Here is an 18,439-nt window from a genome sequence, read left to right as displayed (position 1 = left end):
GATGAGTTGGATTGCTTTATTGTGGTCATATGCCATTAAGTTTGTTTTTTACTATCCATTATTTATGTCGTATTTATGGATGGTGGGGGCACTCATTTTCTATTGGAGAGAGCGTCAAGATCCTCCCTATCAGCAACCTGCGGCTTTAGCTGAATATCCTAAAGTTGCGGTCTTAGTGCCGTGCTTTAATGAAGGGGACAATGCTGAAGAAACCATTAGCCATGCGCTTAAGCTGGATTACCCTAACTTTGAAGTGATTGCGATTAATGATGGTAGTTCTGACAATACAGGTGAAGTGCTAGATCGATTGGCGACACAGTATGAAAAATTACGTGTGGTACATCTGGCACAAAACCAAGGCAAGGCAATGGGGCTACAAGCGGGTAGCTTGATGACCGATGCAGAATTCCTGATCGGGATTGATGGTGATGCTCTGCTTGATCCCCATGCTGCCAAATGGATGATGCGTCATTTCTTGGAAGATCCAACCGTGGCAGCGGTAACTGGAAATCCGCGTATTCGGACACGTTCAACCTTGCTTGGGCGCATTCAGGTTGGTGAGTTCTCTTCGATTGTCGGTATGATCAAGCGTGCACAACGAACCTTTGGTCGTCTATTTACCGTATCGGGCGTGATTACCGCTTTTCGTAAAAGTGCAGTACATCAAGTGGATTATTGGTCACCGAACATGTTGACTGAAGACATCGACATCACTTGGAAATTACAGCGTGCAGGTTGGGATGTGCGCTTTGAGCCAAATGCCTTGGTGTGGATCCTGATGCCAGAAACCTTAAATGGTTTATGGAAGCAGCGTCTACGTTGGGCGATGGGTGGCGCACAGGTCTTGGTTAAAAATATTGATGTGTTTTTAAAGCCTAAGCTTAATTTTTTATGGCCTTTGATGTTTGAACTGTGTTTGACACTTGTTTGGTCATATTTGATGCTTATTATGGCGATCATCTGGTTATTGCATTTTATCTTTGCAATTCCAGCACTGGCGGTGGTGAGCTCGCCATTTTTACCTTACGGTAGTGGAATTTTATTGGGGGCGACCTGTTTAATTCAGTTTGCTTTAAGCAAATGGATGGATAGTCGTTATGAACCAAACCTTGGGAAAAATTATTATTGGATGATTTGGTACCCGTTTGTGTTTTGGTTGATCACAATTACTGCTACAATCGTCGCCTTTCCAAAGGTACTGTTGCGTAATGATGAGAAGCGTGCCCGTTGGATTAGCCCAGATCGTGGAATTCGTTGAATCCTAAAAGATTCATTTTGCTGAGTAAAAAGCAATGAAAGCAGACAGCTTGATTATTGATGTACGTCGCCAACTCCCATGGCATAAACGCTACTTCTCGACCACTACCACCGCAATGATGTGGGCAGGGTGGTTATTGTTATGGCGTCCATTTATTTTGGTGTGGGTGTTGGTTGAATTACAAAAGACCCATATCGCACAGCGTTTAATGTCCGCATTTGGTGATGGCATTGAGCATGGTGTAACGGCATTGTTTATGTGTGCGGTTGCATTATTGCTTTGGAGTTTGTTACCTGCAAAACGTGTGCATAAAAAGCATGCAGTTGAAAAGACACTCCCTGATTATGCGCGTTATTTCGAATTAGCTGAGCAAGAAATTCAAGCTGGACGTCAGCAGAAGGTGAGTATCGTTCATCATGATGAGAATGGTAAGATTGTTCGCGTAGAATAAGACTTATTGTTCTAAATTAAGAATATCAAATGCCTTAATTAAAAAATTAAGGCATTTTTTATGATCAGATCATAAATTTCAGACATAAAAAAACCAGCTTATGCTGGATTTTTATTTGCACCATCTTTCACTAGTTGGAAGATGGTGCCCGAGGCCAGACTCGAACTGGCACGCTTTGTGGGCGGGGGATTTTAAATCCCCTGTGTCTACCGATTTCACCACTCGGGCATGTGCGCAATAATAGAGGACACTTTAAAACTTGGCAAGAGCAAAACTTGCTATTTGCTTTCTTTTCAATCAATTCATGTGCTTATCTGATGAAAATTAAGCACTGTCATATAACTTTCATGATTCTTTCATCAAACTGAGATCAAAGCTTCATTTAAGCCGATTAATTTAAATCATTTATTTATAGTGATAAAAGTTAAGGTAGCTATCCAAATGACAGCAAAAATTTCACGACGGGAACTTATTCAAAAAAGTCTATTCGGTTTCGGGGCGTTGTCTTTATCTGCGGGTTTTACGGGGTGTAACGACAGTTCAGATCAAGAGACAGCAACATTACAAGTGAGTTTTGAACACGGGGTTGCCAGTGGCGATCCTTTACAGGATCGCGTGATCTTATGGACGCGCTTGACGCCAAGCGAGAGTAGTGCACGTCTGCAAGTGACGTGGGAAATTGCTTTAGATCAGCAATTCAAACAAATCATTAAAACCGATAAAGTCACCACAACGGCTTCACAAGATTTTACGGTGAAGGTAGATGCAACAGGTTTAAAACCAGATCAAAGCTATTTCTACCGTTTTATCTTCGGAGATAAAGTTTCACCTGTGGGTCAAACCAAGACTTTGCCAAGCAGTGCGACAAAAGTCAGTTTTGCAGTATGTTCATGTTCAAACTATCCAGCAGGTTATTTCTATGTATATCGTGAAATGGCCAAGCAAAATGTCGATGTGGTGATCCATTTAGGTGACTATATTTATGAATATGGCGCGGATGGTTATGCAGCAGAAGATGCAGCTAAATTAGGTCGTACGCTTGCTGCAGACAATAATAAAGAAATTATTAAGTTGGATGATTATCGCAAGCGTTATGCGTTGTATCGTAAAGATAAAGACTTGCAGGCCTTGCACCATCGTCATCCATTTATTGTGATTTGGGACGACCATGAGTTAGCTAATGATGCATGGCGAGAAGGGGCTGAAAATCACCAGCCGAATGAAGGTCCATTCCTTGATCGTAAATTGGCAGCTCTACAGGCCTATTTTGAATGGATGCCAATTCGCCCTGTCGATGATCAACACACCAAGATTTATCGCCAGTTCGATTTTGGCAATCTGGTTCAATTGACGATGTTGGATACGCGTATTATTGCGCGTGATCAACAGTTGGATTATGCCAACTATATGACAGCGAATGGTTTGGATATTGCAAAATTCCAAGCAGATTTGACCAATCCAGCACGTACTCTAATGGGCTATACCCAACGTGATTGGCTGATTGGAAAACTGCAACAGTCGACAGCAAACTGGAATGTACTTGGTCAGCAAATTCTGATGACGAAAATGTTGGTCCCAGCAGAGTTGCTACTTGCTTTAGCTGAAATTACCGCAGGGAATCCGAGTGCAGATACTTTAAATAAGATGAATGTACAAATTACCGAGTTGGTGACTTTAAAAATTCGCTTGCAGAAAGGTGATCCTAGTTTAACAGCACAAGAAAAAGCGCGTGTTCTGACGGTTGCACCTTATAACTTAGATGCATGGGATGGTTATTTTGCTGAGCGTGAGATTGTGTATGCTGCCTTGGCGCAATTAAAGAAAAAAGTCGTGGTACTGGCAGGGGATACGCATAACGCTTGGTCGTCAAACTTATACAGTAAAGATGGTGCATTCGTTGGGGTGGAGTTAGCAACCAGTTCTGTATCTTCACCGGGCTTAGAAAAATATTTAAATATTCCATTGGCACAATTGCAACAGTTTGAATTTGCATTCACAACCTTGATTGATGAGTTGAATTACTGCAATTTAAATCAGAGAGGGTATTTGACCGTGCAATTTGATGCTGCGCAGGTTCAATCGCAGTGGATTTATGTCGATTCGATCAAAAAGCCTGAATATGTGATTGATAAAACCCGTGGTTATCAATTGAGCTTGGATAAAAACCTATTGCCAGTAAAAACAGGACAGCAAGTGGCTTAAGTTTCAAACGTGGGGGAAGCCAAGTCAATGAACTTGGCTTTTTTATGATCTGTCCTTAAATTTTAGACATAAAAAAACCAGCTTACGCTGGATTTTTATTTGCACCATATTTCATTAGCTGAAAGATGGTGCCCGAGGCCAGACTCGAACTGGCACGCTTTGTGGGCGGGGGATTTTAAATCCCCTGTGTCTACCGATTTCACCACTCGGGCTTTACCAATGGAGGCGGAGGTCGGAATCGAACCGGCGTACACGGAGTTGCAGTCCGCTGCATGACCACTCTGCCACCCCGCCATCTCTTGGTGATGCACATATTAGCAATCTTTAAAAAAAAAACAATAGTGTTTATTGCGAATATGCACATAAAAACAACATCTAAAAGAATATTGCTCAAATTATCATGTATTATTTACGCAATTGATTCATACCCACTTTGGAGATGCGCTGTGGCATTGGTTTTAGACGGTCGTGCATTAGCAAAACAAATTGAAACGGATTTGTTGGTACGTGTAGAAGCATTAAAAGCAAAATCGGGGCGTACCCCAATCTTGGCAACTATTTTGGTTGGTGATGATGGTGCATCTGCAACGTATGTGCGTATGAAAGGGAATGCTTGCCATCGTGTTGGCATGGACTCATTGAAAGTTGAGCTTCCAAAAGAAACCACAACTGAACAATTATTGGCTGAAATTGAAAAATTAAATGCCAATCCAGATGTACATGGCATCTTGTTGCAACATCCAGTGCCTGAACAAATTGATGAAAGAGCATGTTTCGATGCGATTTCATTGGCAAAAGATGTGGATGGCGTGACGTGTTTAGGTTTTGGTCGTATGGCAATGGGTGAGGCTGCATATGGTTCAGCAACTCCAGCTGGCATCATGACCATTTTGCAAGAAAACAAAATTGAAATCGCAGGTAAACATGCGGTTGTTGTGGGCCGTTCTGCTATTTTGGGTAAACCAATGGCGATGATGTTATTACAAGCCAATGCAACTGTGACGATTTGCCATTCACGCACTCAAAACTTGCCAGAATTGGTTAAACAAGCAGATATTATTGTCGGTGCAGTCGGTAAAGCTGAATTGATTCAAAAAGACTGGATCAAACAGGGTGCCGTTGTAGTTGATGCAGGTTTCCATCCACGTGATGGCGGTGGTGTTGGTGATATCCAATTAGTTGGTATCGAAGAAATTGCGTCTGCTTATACCCCAGTTCCAGGCGGTGTGGGGCCGATGACGATCACGACTTTGATTCGTCAAACTGTAGAAGCTGCTGAAAAAGCATTAGCGTAAAGATTATTGATAACCCCTCGCGAAGAGGGGTTTTTTTAGAATTAAACAAATATGAGTTGTACATTTCAATTTGCCAAAGCGCCTGAACATTTGTTGCAGGCCTTGCATCAGGTGATTCCCAATACAGATTTGTTGGCACAACAATTACCTGAAACGCCGATTTCACTCTGGTTAATTCCCCCAGTATTTCCGACCGACCGTTTAGATGATGAAGTGATTCGACGGATTTGGAATGAAACGCCGTACTGGATTTTTTGTTGGGCATCTGGTCTGGCAATGGCACAATGGCTGTTGGCAGAGCCACATCATGTTAAAGATAAGGTGGTGCTGGACTTTGGTGCAGGTTCAGGTGTGGTTGCGATTGCGGCAAAAATGGCTGGTGCTAAACGTGTGATTTGTTGTGATATTGATCCCGTGAGTCTGGCATCATGTCGTGAAAATGCGTTGCTAAATGATGTTGAACTTGAGTATCTGGACGATTTGTATCAGTCCGAGCAAGTCGATGTGCTACTGGCAGCAGATGTGCTATACGACCAATCCAATCGTTTCTTTTTGGATGAGTTCTTAAAGTTCGCACCTGAAGTCTGGGTTGCCGATAGTCGAGTCAAAAACTTTAGTCATCCTCAATATCTAAAAATTGACGAACGTAGTGCAAGTACTTGGCCAGATTTGGATGAAGCTAAAGAGTTTAGAAACGTCAGTTTTTATCGTACCAAATAAATATTCCTTGTTAAAAAAGAACAATAGTGTTGAGGTTATCAAATCTCAACACAATCGCCTCACCACGCATGCTAAAACATTGAAATGAAATAAACAGATGGCCTGTGGGCTGTTATATAGCAGAATGTTTAAAAAAGGAACGTGTATGAGTATTCAGCAGATTGATGATGGGAAACATGGTGCATTTAAGCTGTTCGAAGGTGAGGTGCTTGCGGGTGAGATGGCATACACTTGGGCAGGAGATAGCATGCTCATTATTGACCATACCGATGTAAGTGATCAATTTCGTGGGCAGGGTGTAGGACATAAGTTGTTAAAGGAGTTGATCGCCTTTGTACGTGAACGTCAGGTGAAAGTCATTCCTTTATGCCCATTTGCAAAATCGGTGTTTGATAAAGATCTTTCGATTCATGACGTATTGAAAGGATAGGTTGAGTTGGATGTATTCTCAATGATGGAATACATCCATTTTTATTGATCAAGTCATAAAATTAAGAACAGGTATAGCGAACCACTTTGAGTGTGCTTGGACGTGTTTCAAGTGCCTGACGGGTTGCATAGCCTTCGCTATTATTCAAATCTGGCGAATTAGATAAGCCAAATGTTGCGCGGCTATTACCAATTTTTACGCCATATTGCTCTTGTTGGGTTGGATTGACGATTTCATTGACACTCAATACTGCAAGTTTATAGGTTTTATCTGCACCTAAAATTTGCTTGCAGGCATGTTGTAATTTTTTCTCATCTAGATCGCTATTGCTACGTGCCGCAAGGGTATAGGCAACAGTCGCGGAAGTGGCCGTTTTATTTTCAATTTGATAACCCGTTGTGCCATTGTATTGATGTGGACTACTTTGACAGGCTGCAAGAACAAGAGCACCGCTCATAATTAACAATAAATTGGTTTTTTTCATATCAATGATCCTGTTATTTCTGGTTTTAGTATCGCATAAAATAAGTTTTTTATTGTGAGGAATCTTTAAAACACAGGCTATTCATCGTTTTTTAGCTTCAAATATAAAGAAAGAATTTTCGTTTTCGAACAATTTTGCATATAATCTGCCAAGTTTTTTATTTAATACAGAAGTCATTGCTTTTTTGTAGTATTTGAGCCCGTTTTTTAACGGGCATTTAATTTATTGCACTATACATAAGCAAGTCTGGATAGGTATGTCATGATCTCTACAGATAGTCAAAAGAAATACGTGGTTGCATTTGACCAAGGTACAACCAGTTCACGTGCGATCGTATTGGATCACGATGCGAATGTCATCAGTATTGCTCAGCGTGAATTTACGCAAATTTACCCACAACCAGGTTGGGTTGAGCATGATCCAATGGAAATCTGGGCAACGCAAAGTGCGGTATGGGTTGAAGCTTTAGCGCAAGCAAGTATTTCTAGCGAGCAAATTGCAGCGATTGGGATCACCAATCAGCGTGAAACCACTGTCATTTGGGATAAGCAGACCGGCAAACCTATTTACAATGCAATTGTATGGCAAAGCCGTCAAAGCAATGAAATTTGTAATCAACTGCGTCAAGATGGTTGGCAGGATTACGTTCATAAAGTGACTGGTTTGGTCCTTGATCCGTATTTCTCTGCGACTAAAATTAAGTGGATTCTTGATCGTGTTGAAGGCAGTCGTGAACGTGCAGAACGTGGCGAGCTTTTATTTGGTACCATCGATACATGGTTGCTTTGGAAATTGACCAATGGCCAAGTGCATGTGACTGACTATACCAATGCATCTCGCACCATGTTATTCAACATCGAAACGCTTGAATGGGACGATAAACTGCTTGAAGCGTTAAATATTCCTAAAGCGATGTTGCCCGAAGTTCGTGGTTCTTCTGAAGTCTACGGTTATACACATACCATTAGTGGTCAAGAAATTGGGATTCCAATTGCAGGTATTGCAGGGGATCAACAAGCTGCATTGTTTGGACAAATGTGTGTTGAAGCGGGTCAGGCAAAAAATACTTATGGTACAGGTTGCTTCTTGCTCATGAATACGGGCAAACGCATTGTACAATCTAATCATGGTTTATTAACGACAATTGCATGTGGTCCGCGTGGTGAAGTGAACTATGCACTGGAAGGTGCGGTGTTCAATGGTGGTTCATGTGTGCAATGGTTGCGTGACGAACTTAAGGCGATCAATGATTCGCATGATTCCGAATACTATGCAACCAAAGTAAAAGACAGTAACGGTGTCTATGTGGTGCCCGCATTTACAGGTTTAGGTGCGCCATATTGGGATCCAACAGCACGAGGTGCAATCTTGGGTATCACTCGCGGTGTAAGTATCGAACATATTATTCGCGCCACATTGGAGTCGATTGCTTACCAAACGCGTGATGTCTTGGATGCCATGCAGCAAGATTCAGGTGAGAAATTGCGTACCTTGCGTGTTGATGGTGGTGTAACTGCCAATAACTTCTTGATGCAATTCCAAGCCGATATCATGGGGACTTCAGTAGAACGTCCTGCGATGAAAGAAACAACGGGTATGGGTGCAGCATTCTTGGCTGGTTTAGCTGTCGGTTTCTGGTCGGATTTAAACGAATTGAAGAGTAGAATGACCATCGAAAATACCTTTGTGCCAGAGTGCAGTCAGGATGTGACTGAGAAACTCTATAAAGGTTGGTTAAAAGCTGTCGGACGCACTCGTGATTGGGCGGAAGATTAAGCTAAAATAGACCGTTTAGTATGACTTAAAACAACATAGGATGGATGAGCATGAGCTTGATACTACGCCAACAAAAAACCCTCGAACTAGTGAGAGAGCGTGGCTATATCAGTATTGAAGAACTTGCTCAACATTTTGATGTCACCCCGCAAACCATCCGTCGTGATATTAATCAATTGGCGGATGAGGGCTTGCTGAGACGTTATCACGGTGGTGCAGCGCATGATTCAAGTGTGGAAAACACTGAATATACGATGCGTGTTGGTCATATGTTGGAACAAAAAAGAACGATTGCAGCCGCTGTGGCTGCTGCTGTTCCTGATTATGCCTCTTTATTTATTAATATTGGGACCACAACCGAAGCCATTGCCCACGCATTGTTGAACCATACGGGTTTACGGATTATTACCAATAACCTCAATGTTGCCAAAATTCTAAGTACCAAAGAAGACTTTGAGGTGTTGATTGCCAGTGGGCGTGTGCGTCCAGATGGTGGCGTGATTGGTCAGGCGACTGCGGATTTCTTTAAGCAGTTTAAGGCAGACTATGCACTGGTAGGCATCAGTGGTATCGAAGAAGACGGGACTTTACTGGATTTTGACTTCCAAGAAGTGTGCGTATCTCAAGAGATTGTTTCGAGTGCCCGACAAGTGTTTCTTGCTGCGGATAGCAGTAAGTTTGGTCGTAATGCGATGATCCGTTTAGGTTCACTTAAGCAAGTTGATTGTATTTTTACCGATCAACAGCCGAATGATGAGTTTATGAAAACCATTCGAGATTTAGATGTTGGCTTGATCGTTGCCCAGTAAATCTTCATTTTCGAAAAATTGTTACTTTTCTTGAGTTGAGATTATTTGGCTCAAGAATATTTAAATAAGAATAATGCTGTAACCATGAGCAGTCTTTGTATTGCCAGAAGATCCACTTTTTAATCGATTCATTTTCAATTTTGACCATTTATCTAAAAATGTCTATAAATTGGCATTTTTTTGACGTTTTTTTATTGTTTGTTTTCATTTTACATGTTTAAATGTTCGTTATTGAACAATAATGAAAATTTGCGGTGGCTTATGCAAACTTCTCCTCAGTCAAACGACAAAATTTATGACCTTGCTGTCATTGGTGGTGGTATCAACGGTGTTGGTATTGCAGCAGATGCTTCAGGTCGTGGTCTATCAGTATTTCTCTGTGAAAAAGATGATTTGGCCAGCCATACCTCTTCTGCAAGCAGTAAATTGATCCATGGTGGTTTACGTTACCTTGAACACAAAGAGTTTCGCTTGGTACGCGAAGCGCTGGCTGAACGTGAAGTATTGTTGGCAAAAGCACCACACATTATCCGTCCAATGCGTTTTATCATGCCGCATCGTCCACACTTACGCCCAGCGTGGTTGATTCGTACAGGTTTATTCTTTTACGATCACTTGGGTAAACGTGAAAAGTTATTGGGTTCGAATAACGTTTATTTTAAAGAAGACAGCCCTTTAAATGCTGCAATTACTCGTGGTTTTGAATATTCAGACTGTGCAGTTGATGATTCTCGTTTGGTGGTGTTGAACGCCATGCATGCCCGAGAAAAAGGTGCGGACATTGTCACACGTACACGTTGTTTATCAGCACAACGTGAAGGGCAATACTGGATTGTTGATTTGGAAAATGAAAAAGGTCAATTCCAGATTAAGGCAAAGGCTTTAGTGAATGCGGCTGGCCCTTGGGTGGCACAATTTATTAAGCAAGATTTGCAGCTTAAATCGCCGTATGGTATTCGTTTGATTCAAGGCAGTCATATCATTGTGCCGAAGCTGTATGAAGGCGATAAAGCCTTTATCATGCAGAATGATGACCGTCGTATTGTGTTCGCAATCCCGTACTTAGACCAATACACCATGATTGGAACTACGGATCGTGAATATCAAGGTGATCCTGCACAAGTAAAAATCACCCAAGAAGAAATTGATTACTTGATTGAAGTCAGTAATGCACACTTCAAAAATCAGTTAACCCAAGCCGATATTATTTCGACTTTTGCTGGTGTACGTCCATTGTGTGATGATGAATCAGACAATCCATCTGCAATTACCCGTGATTATACTTTGGCTTTATCGCAAGAAGCAGAAGATCAGGCACCTTTACTTTCGGTCTTTGGTGGTAAGTTAACCACGTATCGTAAGTTAGCAGAATCTGCAATGCAGCAGCTCAAAGCATTTTTCCCAGAAATGAAAGGCAGTTGGACAGCAACTGAGGCTTTGCCGGGTGGTGAAAATATGGCATCAGCTGAACAGTTGGCGAAAGAGATTCGTGCACAAATCACTGATGCATCTGAGTCTTTGGCAAAACGTTGGGCATCTGCTTATGGTTCACGTATTTGGAATATCTTGGGTGAGGCAACTTCGGTTGAGCAGTTAGGTCAACATTTTGGTCAAGGTTTGTATGCGAAAGAAGTGGATTATTTATGCCGCTTTGAGTGGGTAACGACCAGCCAAGATATTCTGTGGAGACGTTCAAAGCTTGGTCTCAATTTTGCACCAAGTGAAATAGAAAACTTAGATGTATATTTAGCAAATAAACCAAATAGCACGGTTGCTGCTTAAAAGTTCTCAATAAAAAAGCCCCTTTGAATAAGGGGCTTTTTTATTGGTCTTCATTAGTATTTGAAGCGGAATGCAATGGTGTAATTTGCAGGTGCTCCGTAGAAGGCTTGTCCATCGGTAAAGCTGTTTAAATATTTTTTATCCGTTACGTTATTGGCGTTGGCCTGAATACTGAGATTTGGACTAATGTCATAACTTGCCATCAAATTCAGCAAGGCATAATCACTTTGTTTAAGATAAGTGTTATAGCTTGGGTCAAAACGGGTGATTTTACTTTGCCATTTTAGACCTGCACCAACTTTCAGTTTTGGTAGCTGAGCGGGGGAATAAGTCGTCAATAGATTAAAGCTTTGTGTTGGATTGTAGGTTCTTGCAGCACCGCCATTTTTTAGATCTTGCAGGCTAAACTGGGTATAGCCGAGTGAAACATTGACCTGATCTGTTAATTGGCCTGCCAAACCCACTTCTACGCCTTGTGAACGTAAATCACTGATAGCTGAAGTACGGTTAAGTGGATGGCTATCTGTTGGGCGTAGCGGGTAATTACTTTCTTCGGTTCTAAACACAGCCAGTGTTCCAGTCAGTTTGTTATCTAGCCATGAGCTTTTAAACCCAACTTCATAGCTTTTCCCCTCAATTGGATCCGCAACTTTTCCTGTTTTTTCATCGACTGCAGTTTGTGGTCGGAAAATCGAGGTATAGCTCATATAACCCGTATATTCAGGGGTGAAGTTGTAGGTGATACCTGCATATGGGGAAACTTTGCTTTCATCATAAACCATGGGCGCATCGTAACTTATACCTTCGCTTTTGGCTTTTACATAGTTTGCCCCTAAGGTAACTTTTAGATCATCGTTAAGGTGAAGGCGTGTTGCTGCATAAACCGATTGGTTACGTTGTGTATAGTCTGCAGTCTGAGAAAAATCAGACCAAGTGACATTGTTAGGGGTCCAACTTGCCCAATCTGTTGTGTAAGGAACATTATCGGTATAGTTAATATTACTGTCGTGTAAAGTACCATTTTTTGCATGATCATTCTGATGGCTGTTTGAGAAGGAATAGCCGATGATTGCTTCGTGCTCTTGATTGAACAGGTCAAATTTGCCTTGTAGATTTAAATCGGCCGTATGTAGTTTATTATTTTCTAAAAAGCCGCTTGGTGTTAGGGAAATACCAGAGCCATCAGCATTTGGATAGCCATAGTAGTAGAGCAGTTGGCTTTTACGATTCTTCTCATTGTAGTTGTAGCTTAGATTGGCAGACCAAGTTTCTGATAATTTTTGTTTTAACTCAAAAAATGCATTACGCGAAGTATTGTCCCAATAGGTCCAATCTGGATTAGGATTATACGAACGATCATAGCTGATTTGTTTACCCGTAGAATCCATCAACGGTAACGCACCCCAGTTATTGGCATTGGGTTTATTTTTTTCTTGGCTGGCACCAATGGTCAGTAAGGTATTGTCTCCAAGATCAGCTTCTAAAATTCCTGCAATACCATTTTTCTCAGAACTATAGCGGTCTAGGTTTGAATCGCCTGTTTGTTGAAAACCAGAAACACGGCCGCGAACAGCACCATTTGGTGATAGGCTACCAGAGGCATCTGCCTCATAACGTTGTGTATCCCATGAGCCATAGCTTAAGCCAGCATTGGCTTGAAACTCTTTGGTGGGGCGTTTACGGATATAGTTAATGGTTGCGCTTGGATCACCAAAAGCATTGGTCAGTGCATCTGCACCTTTAATGACTTCAATGCGATCATAGAAATAGCTATCTGGATTGGTGTCATTATAATTCCATTCACCAGAAGGGAAGCCCACGCCATCAACGAGAATGTTTGAGATTTCAAAACCTCGTGCCATATACACCGAGCGTTCAGTTTCAAGTGAATTAACGGTCACACCGGGAGTATTGTTCAGCACATCTCGAGAACTGGTGAGGCCAAAATCTTCGATTTGTTGTCGTGTCACTACATTGATGGTCTGAGGGATCTCTTTGGCTTCAATATCGAGTTTGGTGGCACTTGAACTACTTTTAATGGTATATGCTTTGGTTTTTTCACTGGCATCGCTATCTTGCGAGGCTTGAACTTTGATGGTTGGGAGTTGTTGTGATCCTTCCTCAAGTGCATGGCTATATGAGCTGATACTGACTAATGTGGAGATTGCTAAAAAAAGGGGAGTGCGTTTGAACAGCGTGGAAGAACTCATGTCTACAACCATGTAAATGAGAAATATTATTATTACAATTATTGTTAATATTCGTTAACTTTGCAATTTATTTCGTCCAAAGCTTAATGGGAATACCTAGCGTGGGGTGGAGGATTGATAGGAATTTTCGAAAATTGGACATTAAAAAAGGCCGCCGTAGCGACCTGTGATCAGTTATGTCCAGTCAAATGTAAATAGGACACGTCGAGTTTCGGGTTGGTAAAACATCAAGATATTGTCGGCACCATGATTGCAATACTCCCAACCGGATGCGGAGGCAATAAAATAATAGCGTCGTTGCTGTTGGTCAAAGATGTGTACAAAACAATGGTCATCTTGTTCCATATTTTCCAATTTAAGTTGTTCTTCAATCGGGTAGCACCAGTTGCCATATTCAGCATCACCACCCAGTTGATTGAGTAAAATGGTGGGTTTGTCATTTTGATAATTGACATCAGATGTGCTAATCACTCTTTTTTGTTCTAAGAAGCGTTGTTTAACCTGTCTAAAGTCTTCATGCATTTCTTGACTGTGAGTCAAAACCTCAGCGTATGAAGGATGATTTTTATTTTCTAAAATAAAATAGTGTTGTTCAGCCAGCCAATGATATTGAGACTGCCCATCCAACTGTAAAATAAACCAATTTTCATGCGCAAATTCGTTATAAAACTCAGCAGTTTCTGAGCCGATGTAGCATTCATAAGGCTCAATTGGATTGACTAAATGAATCCAACCTTGCCATTTAGGATTGATCTGGGTAAGGTCAATCGAAATGAGGGGGAGTAAATGCTTTGCGAGAAAAGAGTCTTTGGCTGCAAAAACAGTGTCTGAGTCTGGGAGTAATTTTAAAAAATCTTGTGCAATTGTAATGTCTTGTTGCATAACTTTTCCTGTTTAAATCGATAAAATATGGATCTCTTTATATTTTTTAACTGACTTTTGCTGGCACATTAAAGTCTTAATCTATTCATTTTCGATGGATGAAAATTACTTTTGAGGCTGTTAGTTTATTATAGTTTTGCAATGTAAGATGACAAAAAAGGCCGCCGAAGCGACCTTTTTATGTCAATTATGATTAAGCAGATTTAACAGCTGCTAATAATTCATTTTGACGATCTTTAAGTGCTTGAGGTAAGCGAGCACCAAGTTTAGTGAATAACTCAGTGTGGCTTTCAAGTTCTTTGATCCATTGATCTTTGTCTTGAGCTGTAACAGTGTTGAATTGCTCTTTAGAGAAATCAATACCATTCCAGTTCAACTGTTCGTAAGTTGGAACATAACCGATTGGTGTTTCAGTCGCTTCAGCGCGGCCTTCACAACGATCAATGATCCATTCAAGAACACGCATGTTTTGACCGAAACCAGGCCATACGAAGTTGCCTTCAGCATCACGACGGAACCAGTTTACGTTGAAGATTTTTGGTAGTTTATTACCAGCAGCTTCAGCTTTTGCACCAACTTCTTGACCAAGTTGTAACCAGTGACCGAAGTAATCAGCCATGTTATAACCCGCAAATGGAAGCATTGCGAATGGGTCACGACGAACGATACCTTGTTGACCAACCGCTGCCGCAGTTGTTTCAGAGCCCATCGTTGCTGCTTTATAAACGCCATCAACCCAGTCAAATGCTTCAGAAACTAAAGGCACTGTGTCTGCACGACGACCACCGAAGATGAATGCAGAGATTGGTACGCCTGCTGGATTTTCCCAGTCAGCGTCAATCGAAGGGCATTGACCCGCAGAAACAGTAAAACGTGAGTTTGGATGTGCTGCTTTTTCGCCTTCAACGTATGGTTGGCCTTTCCAAGTGATTAAGTCAGCTGGAACTTCTTTAGTAAGACCTTCCCACCATACTTCGCCATCTTTGGTTACGGCAACGTTGGTGTAAATCACATCTTTATGCATCGTTGCGATACAGTTCGGGTTAGTTTTGGTATTTGTACCAGGCGCAACACCGAAGAAACCTGCTTCTGGATTGATTGCATATAAACGACCATCTTCACCTGGTTTAATCCAAGCAATATCATCACCTACAGTTTCAATCTTCCAGCCTTCGTAACCTGCTGGTGGAATTAACATCGCAAAGTTTGTTTTACCACATGCAGAAGGGAATGCCGCTGCGATGTAGTGTTTTTCACCTTGTGGGTTAGTTACACCTAGAATTAGCATGTGTTCAGCTAACCAGCCTTGCTCACGACCCATTGCAGAAGCAATACGTAATGCTAGGCATTTTTTACCAAGCAATGCATTACCGCCGTAGCCAGAACCATAAGACCAGATTTCACGCGTTTCTGGATAGTGAACGATATATTTTTCGTTGTTACATGGCCAAGCAACATCTTTTTGACCATCTTTTAATGGTGCAGCAACAGTGTGTACGCATGGGATAAACTCACCATCTGTACCTAACACGTCATAAACTGCTTTACCCATACGTGCCATTTTAGTCATGCTGACTGCAACGTAAGGTGAATCTGTTAACTCGATACCGATGTGAGCAATGTGGCTTCCTAAAGGACCCATCGAGAAGGGAACCACATACATGGTACGGCCTTCCATTGCACCGTCAAATAATCCATTTAATTTTTCGCGCATTTCTGCAGGAGCAACCCAGTTGTTTGTTGCGCCAGCATCTTCTTCATTTTGCGAGCAGATATAAGTACGGTCTTCAACACGAGCAACGTCAGAAGGATCAGAATTTGCAAGATAAGAACCAGGATGTTTTTCTTGGTTAAGTTTTTGCATGGTGCCGTTAGCGATCATCAAGTCCATGAGACGTTGATATTCTTCTTCGCTACCGTCACACCATTCGATTTTTGCTGGTTTGGTCAATTTTGCAATTTCTTCCACCCATGCAATCAGCTTAGGGTGACGAACGAATTCTGGTGCGTTCACTTGGGTCATGGTGATGCCTTTTTAAAGTGTGTACGACGTACAAATTCTATCCACTGGATGGCAGTGAGACAGATGAAGTAAAAAAAGTGGCTGTATTAAAGCATAAAATCATAAAAAATATAAGACTAAAGAATAGGTAGGTGTGTAAGGTGAGAAATGTTGGTTTATTATTATAATATTGTTTTTTAATAATTTTATTATTCTATGTTTTATTATTTTGTTTTTTTATATGTAATATTTTTTTTATAAATTTCTTTGTTAATCAATATTTTAATTTATTTTTAATTTTTTGAGAATTGTTATTGATTATATGAATAATGTTCATTCAAAATTTACATAAACTTGCTTTTATTTGTTGATTTTGTAAACAAAAATAGGCTTATCAAAAGCCCTAAGGTTGATGCGAATGAGTCGAAATTTACAGCCTTTATCTATTATTTATAATCAAAAATCAGGTTTCCATGCTGCGCAGCAAGATGATGAATATGAGCGCCTTATGACATATTGGACACAATATGGGTTTGAAATTCAGGTTTTTGAATTAAATCAGCAGGTTAATTTTGATGACATGATGAGAACTGTTTTGGCTAGGCATCAACAGACTGAATTACGTGGCGTTGTGGTTGCGGCTGGGGGAGATGGAACTTTAAATGCGGTTGCAAAACAGTTAATCCATACGGATATTCCGATGGGGATCATACCGCTGGGTACGTTTAATTATGTTGCACGGGCGTTGAATATCCCGATTGATGTTGCGCAAGCGGCAGAAGTGATTGCAACGGGTAGGATACAAGCAGTGCACGTTGCTTCAATCAATGATCAAATTTATCTCAATAATGCGAGTTTAGGGTTGTATCCTTTATTTATAAAAAAGCGTGAACTATACAATCAGCGACTTGGACGTTTTCCGCTAAATGCCTATACATCGGGTTTGGATGTATTACTGCGTGAACATAAATCCTTAAAACTTGCGGTGACCATTGATGAACAGCGCTATCCTGTTGCAACCCCTTTAGTTTTTTTGGGTAATAATCAACTGCAACTGAGTGATATGAAATTAAGAATTGCAGAATGTGCTGCTAATGGAAAGTTAGCAGGGGTTGTTGTTGCCAAAAGTGATCGTTTCAGCTTAATGAAAATGTTATGGAAATTGGTTCAGGGTAAAATTGATCAAGCTTCTGATGTGTATTCATTTTGTGCCGAACATATACTGGTCAATTGTAAAAAGCCAAAATTAACGGTGGCAATAGATGGAGAGCTTATGGTGATGGACACCCCATTAAAATTTTCAGTGAAAAAATCTGCGTTAAAAGTGATGGTTCCGAATGTTATTACACCTGTCTGATCTACATTTTGGAACGGAACGTGAAGGTTGCATTCAAGCAATCAAGCAATTTTGCCAACAACATCGTCCTGAAGCTGTGATCGTGAGTGGTGATCTGACACAACGCGCGCGCTTTAAGCAGTTTTATGCATGTCGACAATTTCTAGATGCGCTCGATCTTCCTTATCTGGTGGTACCAGGCAATCACGATATTCCGCTTTATCATGTATGGAACCGTTTCTTTTCTCCTTTTGTTCGTTATCAAGCATTCTTTGGTCGTTTGGAAACAACACTGGAAACGGAGCATTTTTATATTGTTGGGATGAACAGTATTCGTCGGCGATATCATACAAGAGGGCATATTTCTCTTGAGCAAATTCATGAGGCTTATGAGCAATTAAAAAAAGCGCCATCTAATAAAATCAAACTGGTGGTTTTTCATCAACCCTTTTATACCTTTCCGAATGAGCATGGTGATAAAGATTGTCCTGTGCTAGGGAAAATTGCTTTAGAGCGCTGGGGAGAAACTGGGTTGTTTGGTTTATTGCACGGACATTTACATAAAGTAGCTGTACATGATTTAAATCAAATATTTCAATTGGGATTTGATCATCCAATCTTTGATATTCATGCCGGAACAGCGACTTCAAATCGATTACGCTTTGGATTAACCAATAGTTTTAATGTAATTTCGGATGATGGCAAGATTGAACATTATTGGTTTGATGAGAGCTTGGGTAACTTTCACACATTGAAATAAACCAGTTATAAAGATTCTTGTGTGCTTAAGTAGATGATGGTT

Annotated in this window: 15 protein-coding genes and 3 tRNA genes; 11 read left to right on the top strand and 7 right to left on the bottom strand. The window is 41.0% G+C overall.

What is annotated here, in order from left to right; genetic code table 11:
- Position 1: 1 nt before the first annotated feature.
- Positions 2-1,258, top strand: coding sequence for a poly-beta-1,6-N-acetyl-D-glucosamine synthase (gene pgaC / locus MN869_RS03470; RefSeq protein WP_004801493.1), 1,257 nt, complete (start codon positions 2-4; stop codon positions 1,256-1,258).
- Between the two features lie 34 nt (positions 1,259-1,292).
- Positions 1,293-1,709, top strand: coding sequence for a poly-beta-1,6-N-acetyl-D-glucosamine biosynthesis protein PgaD (gene pgaD / locus MN869_RS03465; RefSeq protein ID WP_004801491.1), 417 nt, complete (start codon positions 1,293-1,295; stop codon positions 1,707-1,709).
- A gap of 142 nt (positions 1,710-1,851) precedes the next feature.
- Here the strand turns inward: pgaD and MN869_RS03460 are convergent.
- Positions 1,852-1,937 (bottom strand) — tRNA-Leu (locus tag MN869_RS03460).
- A gap of 213 nt (positions 1,938-2,150) precedes the next feature.
- On the opposite strand from MN869_RS03460, the gene MN869_RS03455 reads away from it, so the two are divergent.
- Positions 2,151-3,911: an alkaline phosphatase D family protein gene (locus tag MN869_RS03455; RefSeq protein WP_033134291.1), complete on the top strand. Its 1,761-nt coding sequence runs from the start codon at positions 2,151-2,153 to the stop codon at positions 3,909-3,911.
- Between the two features lie 126 nt (positions 3,912-4,037).
- Here the strand turns inward: MN869_RS03455 and MN869_RS03450 are convergent.
- Positions 4,038-4,123: transfer RNA gene (locus MN869_RS03450), tRNA-Leu, on the bottom strand.
- 8 nt (positions 4,124-4,131) lie between these two features.
- Positions 4,132-4,205, bottom strand: a tRNA-Cys gene (locus MN869_RS03445).
- 152 nt (positions 4,206-4,357) lie between these two features.
- Here MN869_RS03445 and folD point away from each other — a divergent pair.
- The 3 genes from folD to MN869_RS03430 all read left to right on the top strand — a co-directional run bounded on the left by folD (position 4,358) and on the right by MN869_RS03430 (position 6,356).
- Complete coding sequence (folD, locus tag MN869_RS03440) at positions 4,358-5,206, top strand: bifunctional methylenetetrahydrofolate dehydrogenase/methenyltetrahydrofolate cyclohydrolase FolD (protein WP_033134290.1); 849 nt, start codon at positions 4,358-4,360, stop codon at positions 5,204-5,206.
- A 51-nt stretch (positions 5,207-5,257) separates the two neighbouring features.
- Positions 5,258-5,926 (top strand): 50S ribosomal protein L11 methyltransferase, encoded by a 669-nt coding sequence (locus MN869_RS03435; RefSeq protein WP_004801487.1) that lies wholly within the window; start codon positions 5,258-5,260, stop codon positions 5,924-5,926.
- 145 nt (positions 5,927-6,071) lie between these two features.
- Positions 6,072-6,356, top strand: a complete 285-nt coding sequence (locus MN869_RS03430) for a GNAT family N-acetyltransferase (protein WP_005322836.1) — start codon at positions 6,072-6,074, stop codon at positions 6,354-6,356.
- A 61-nt stretch (positions 6,357-6,417) separates the two neighbouring features.
- On the opposite strand, the gene MN869_RS03425 is transcribed toward MN869_RS03430, so the two are convergent.
- Entirely contained in the window at positions 6,418-6,840 is a 423-nt protein-coding gene (locus MN869_RS03425) for a hypothetical protein (protein WP_004801483.1), read from the bottom strand.
- 261 nt (positions 6,841-7,101) lie between these two features.
- Here MN869_RS03425 and glpK point away from each other — a divergent pair, with 261 nt between their 5' ends.
- The 3 genes from glpK (at position 7,102) to glpD (ending at position 11,207) form a co-directional block, all read left to right on the top strand.
- Complete coding sequence (gene glpK, locus MN869_RS03420) at positions 7,102-8,616, top strand: glycerol kinase GlpK (protein WP_005202079.1); 1,515 nt, start codon at positions 7,102-7,104, stop codon at positions 8,614-8,616.
- 50 nt (positions 8,617-8,666) lie between these two features.
- Positions 8,667-9,425 (top strand): DeoR family transcriptional regulator, encoded by a 759-nt coding sequence (locus tag MN869_RS03415; RefSeq protein WP_004652022.1) that lies wholly within the window; start codon positions 8,667-8,669, stop codon positions 9,423-9,425.
- A 261-nt stretch (positions 9,426-9,686) separates the two neighbouring features.
- Complete coding sequence (glpD, locus tag MN869_RS03410) at positions 9,687-11,207, top strand: glycerol-3-phosphate dehydrogenase (protein WP_033134289.1); 1,521 nt, start codon at positions 9,687-9,689, stop codon at positions 11,205-11,207.
- 53 nt (positions 11,208-11,260) lie between these two features.
- On the opposite strand, the gene MN869_RS03405 is transcribed toward glpD, so the two are convergent.
- The 3 genes from MN869_RS03405 to MN869_RS03395 all read right to left on the bottom strand — a co-directional run bounded on the left by MN869_RS03405 (position 11,261) and on the right by MN869_RS03395 (position 16,322).
- Positions 11,261-13,429, bottom strand: a complete 2,169-nt coding sequence (locus tag MN869_RS03405) for a TonB-dependent siderophore receptor (protein ID WP_033134288.1) — start codon at positions 13,427-13,429, stop codon at positions 11,261-11,263.
- Between the two features lie 162 nt (positions 13,430-13,591).
- On the bottom strand, positions 13,592-14,299 hold the full coding sequence (locus MN869_RS03400) for a hypothetical protein (RefSeq protein WP_033134287.1): 708 nt from the start codon (positions 14,297-14,299) through the stop codon (positions 13,592-13,594).
- Between the two features lie 193 nt (positions 14,300-14,492).
- Positions 14,493-16,322, bottom strand: coding sequence for a phosphoenolpyruvate carboxykinase (GTP) (locus MN869_RS03395; protein ID WP_004801473.1), 1,830 nt, complete (start codon positions 16,320-16,322; stop codon positions 14,493-14,495).
- Between the two features lie 397 nt (positions 16,323-16,719).
- On the opposite strand from MN869_RS03395, the gene MN869_RS03390 reads away from it, so the two are divergent.
- Both MN869_RS03390 and MN869_RS03385 read left to right on the top strand, forming a co-directional pair.
- Entirely contained in the window at positions 16,720-17,658 is a 939-nt protein-coding gene (locus MN869_RS03390) for a diacylglycerol kinase family protein (protein ID WP_033134286.1), read from the top strand.
- Positions 17,639-18,397 (top strand): metallophosphoesterase, encoded by a 759-nt coding sequence (locus tag MN869_RS03385; protein WP_033134285.1) that lies wholly within the window; start codon positions 17,639-17,641, stop codon positions 18,395-18,397. The genes MN869_RS03390 and MN869_RS03385 overlap by 20 nt, the downstream gene beginning before the upstream one ends.
- The last annotated feature ends 42 nt before the right edge of the window (positions 18,398-18,439 follow it).

Origin of the sequence: Acinetobacter sp. NIPH1876, assembly GCF_022808535.1 — a bacterium.
GTDB classification, from domain to species: domain Bacteria; phylum Pseudomonadota; class Gammaproteobacteria; order Pseudomonadales; family Moraxellaceae; genus Acinetobacter; species Acinetobacter higginsii.
This window is presented reverse-complemented; position numbering and strand designations above follow the sequence as displayed.

Bases quoted from the DNA above. Each gene is read 5' to 3' on its own strand.
- MN869_RS03385 (WP_033134285.1), top strand. From the start codon at position 17,639: ATGTTATTACACCTGTCTGATCTACATTTTGGAACGGAACGTGAAGGT.
- MN869_RS03415 (WP_004652022.1), top strand. From the start codon at position 8,667: ATGAGCTTGATACTACGCCAACAAAAAACCCTCGAACTAGTGAGAGAG.
- MN869_RS03425 (WP_004801483.1), bottom strand. From the start codon at position 6,840: ATGAAAAAAACCAATTTATTGTTAATTATGAGCGGTGCTCTTGTTCTT.
- MN869_RS03395 (WP_004801473.1), bottom strand. From the start codon at position 16,322: ATGACCCAAGTGAACGCACCAGAATTCGTTCGTCACCCTAAGCTGATT.
- MN869_RS03405 (WP_033134288.1), bottom strand. From the start codon at position 13,429: ATGGTTGTAGACATGAGTTCTTCCACGCTGTTCAAACGCACTCCCCTT.
- MN869_RS03455 (WP_033134291.1), top strand. From the start codon at position 2,151: ATGACAGCAAAAATTTCACGACGGGAACTTATTCAAAAAAGTCTATTC.
- MN869_RS03400 (WP_033134287.1), bottom strand. From the start codon at position 14,299: ATGCAACAAGACATTACAATTGCACAAGATTTTTTAAAATTACTCCCA.
- MN869_RS03390 (WP_033134286.1), top strand. From the start codon at position 16,720: ATGAGTCGAAATTTACAGCCTTTATCTATTATTTATAATCAAAAATCA.
- glpD (WP_033134289.1), top strand. From the start codon at position 9,687: ATGCAAACTTCTCCTCAGTCAAACGACAAAATTTATGACCTTGCTGTC.
- pgaD (WP_004801491.1), top strand. From the start codon at position 1,293: ATGAAAGCAGACAGCTTGATTATTGATGTACGTCGCCAACTCCCATGG.
- pgaC (WP_004801493.1), top strand. From the start codon at position 2: ATGAGTTGGATTGCTTTATTGTGGTCATATGCCATTAAGTTTGTTTTT.
- MN869_RS03430 (WP_005322836.1), top strand. From the start codon at position 6,072: ATGAGTATTCAGCAGATTGATGATGGGAAACATGGTGCATTTAAGCTG.
- MN869_RS03435 (WP_004801487.1), top strand. From the start codon at position 5,258: ATGAGTTGTACATTTCAATTTGCCAAAGCGCCTGAACATTTGTTGCAG.
- glpK (WP_005202079.1), top strand. From the start codon at position 7,102: ATGATCTCTACAGATAGTCAAAAGAAATACGTGGTTGCATTTGACCAA.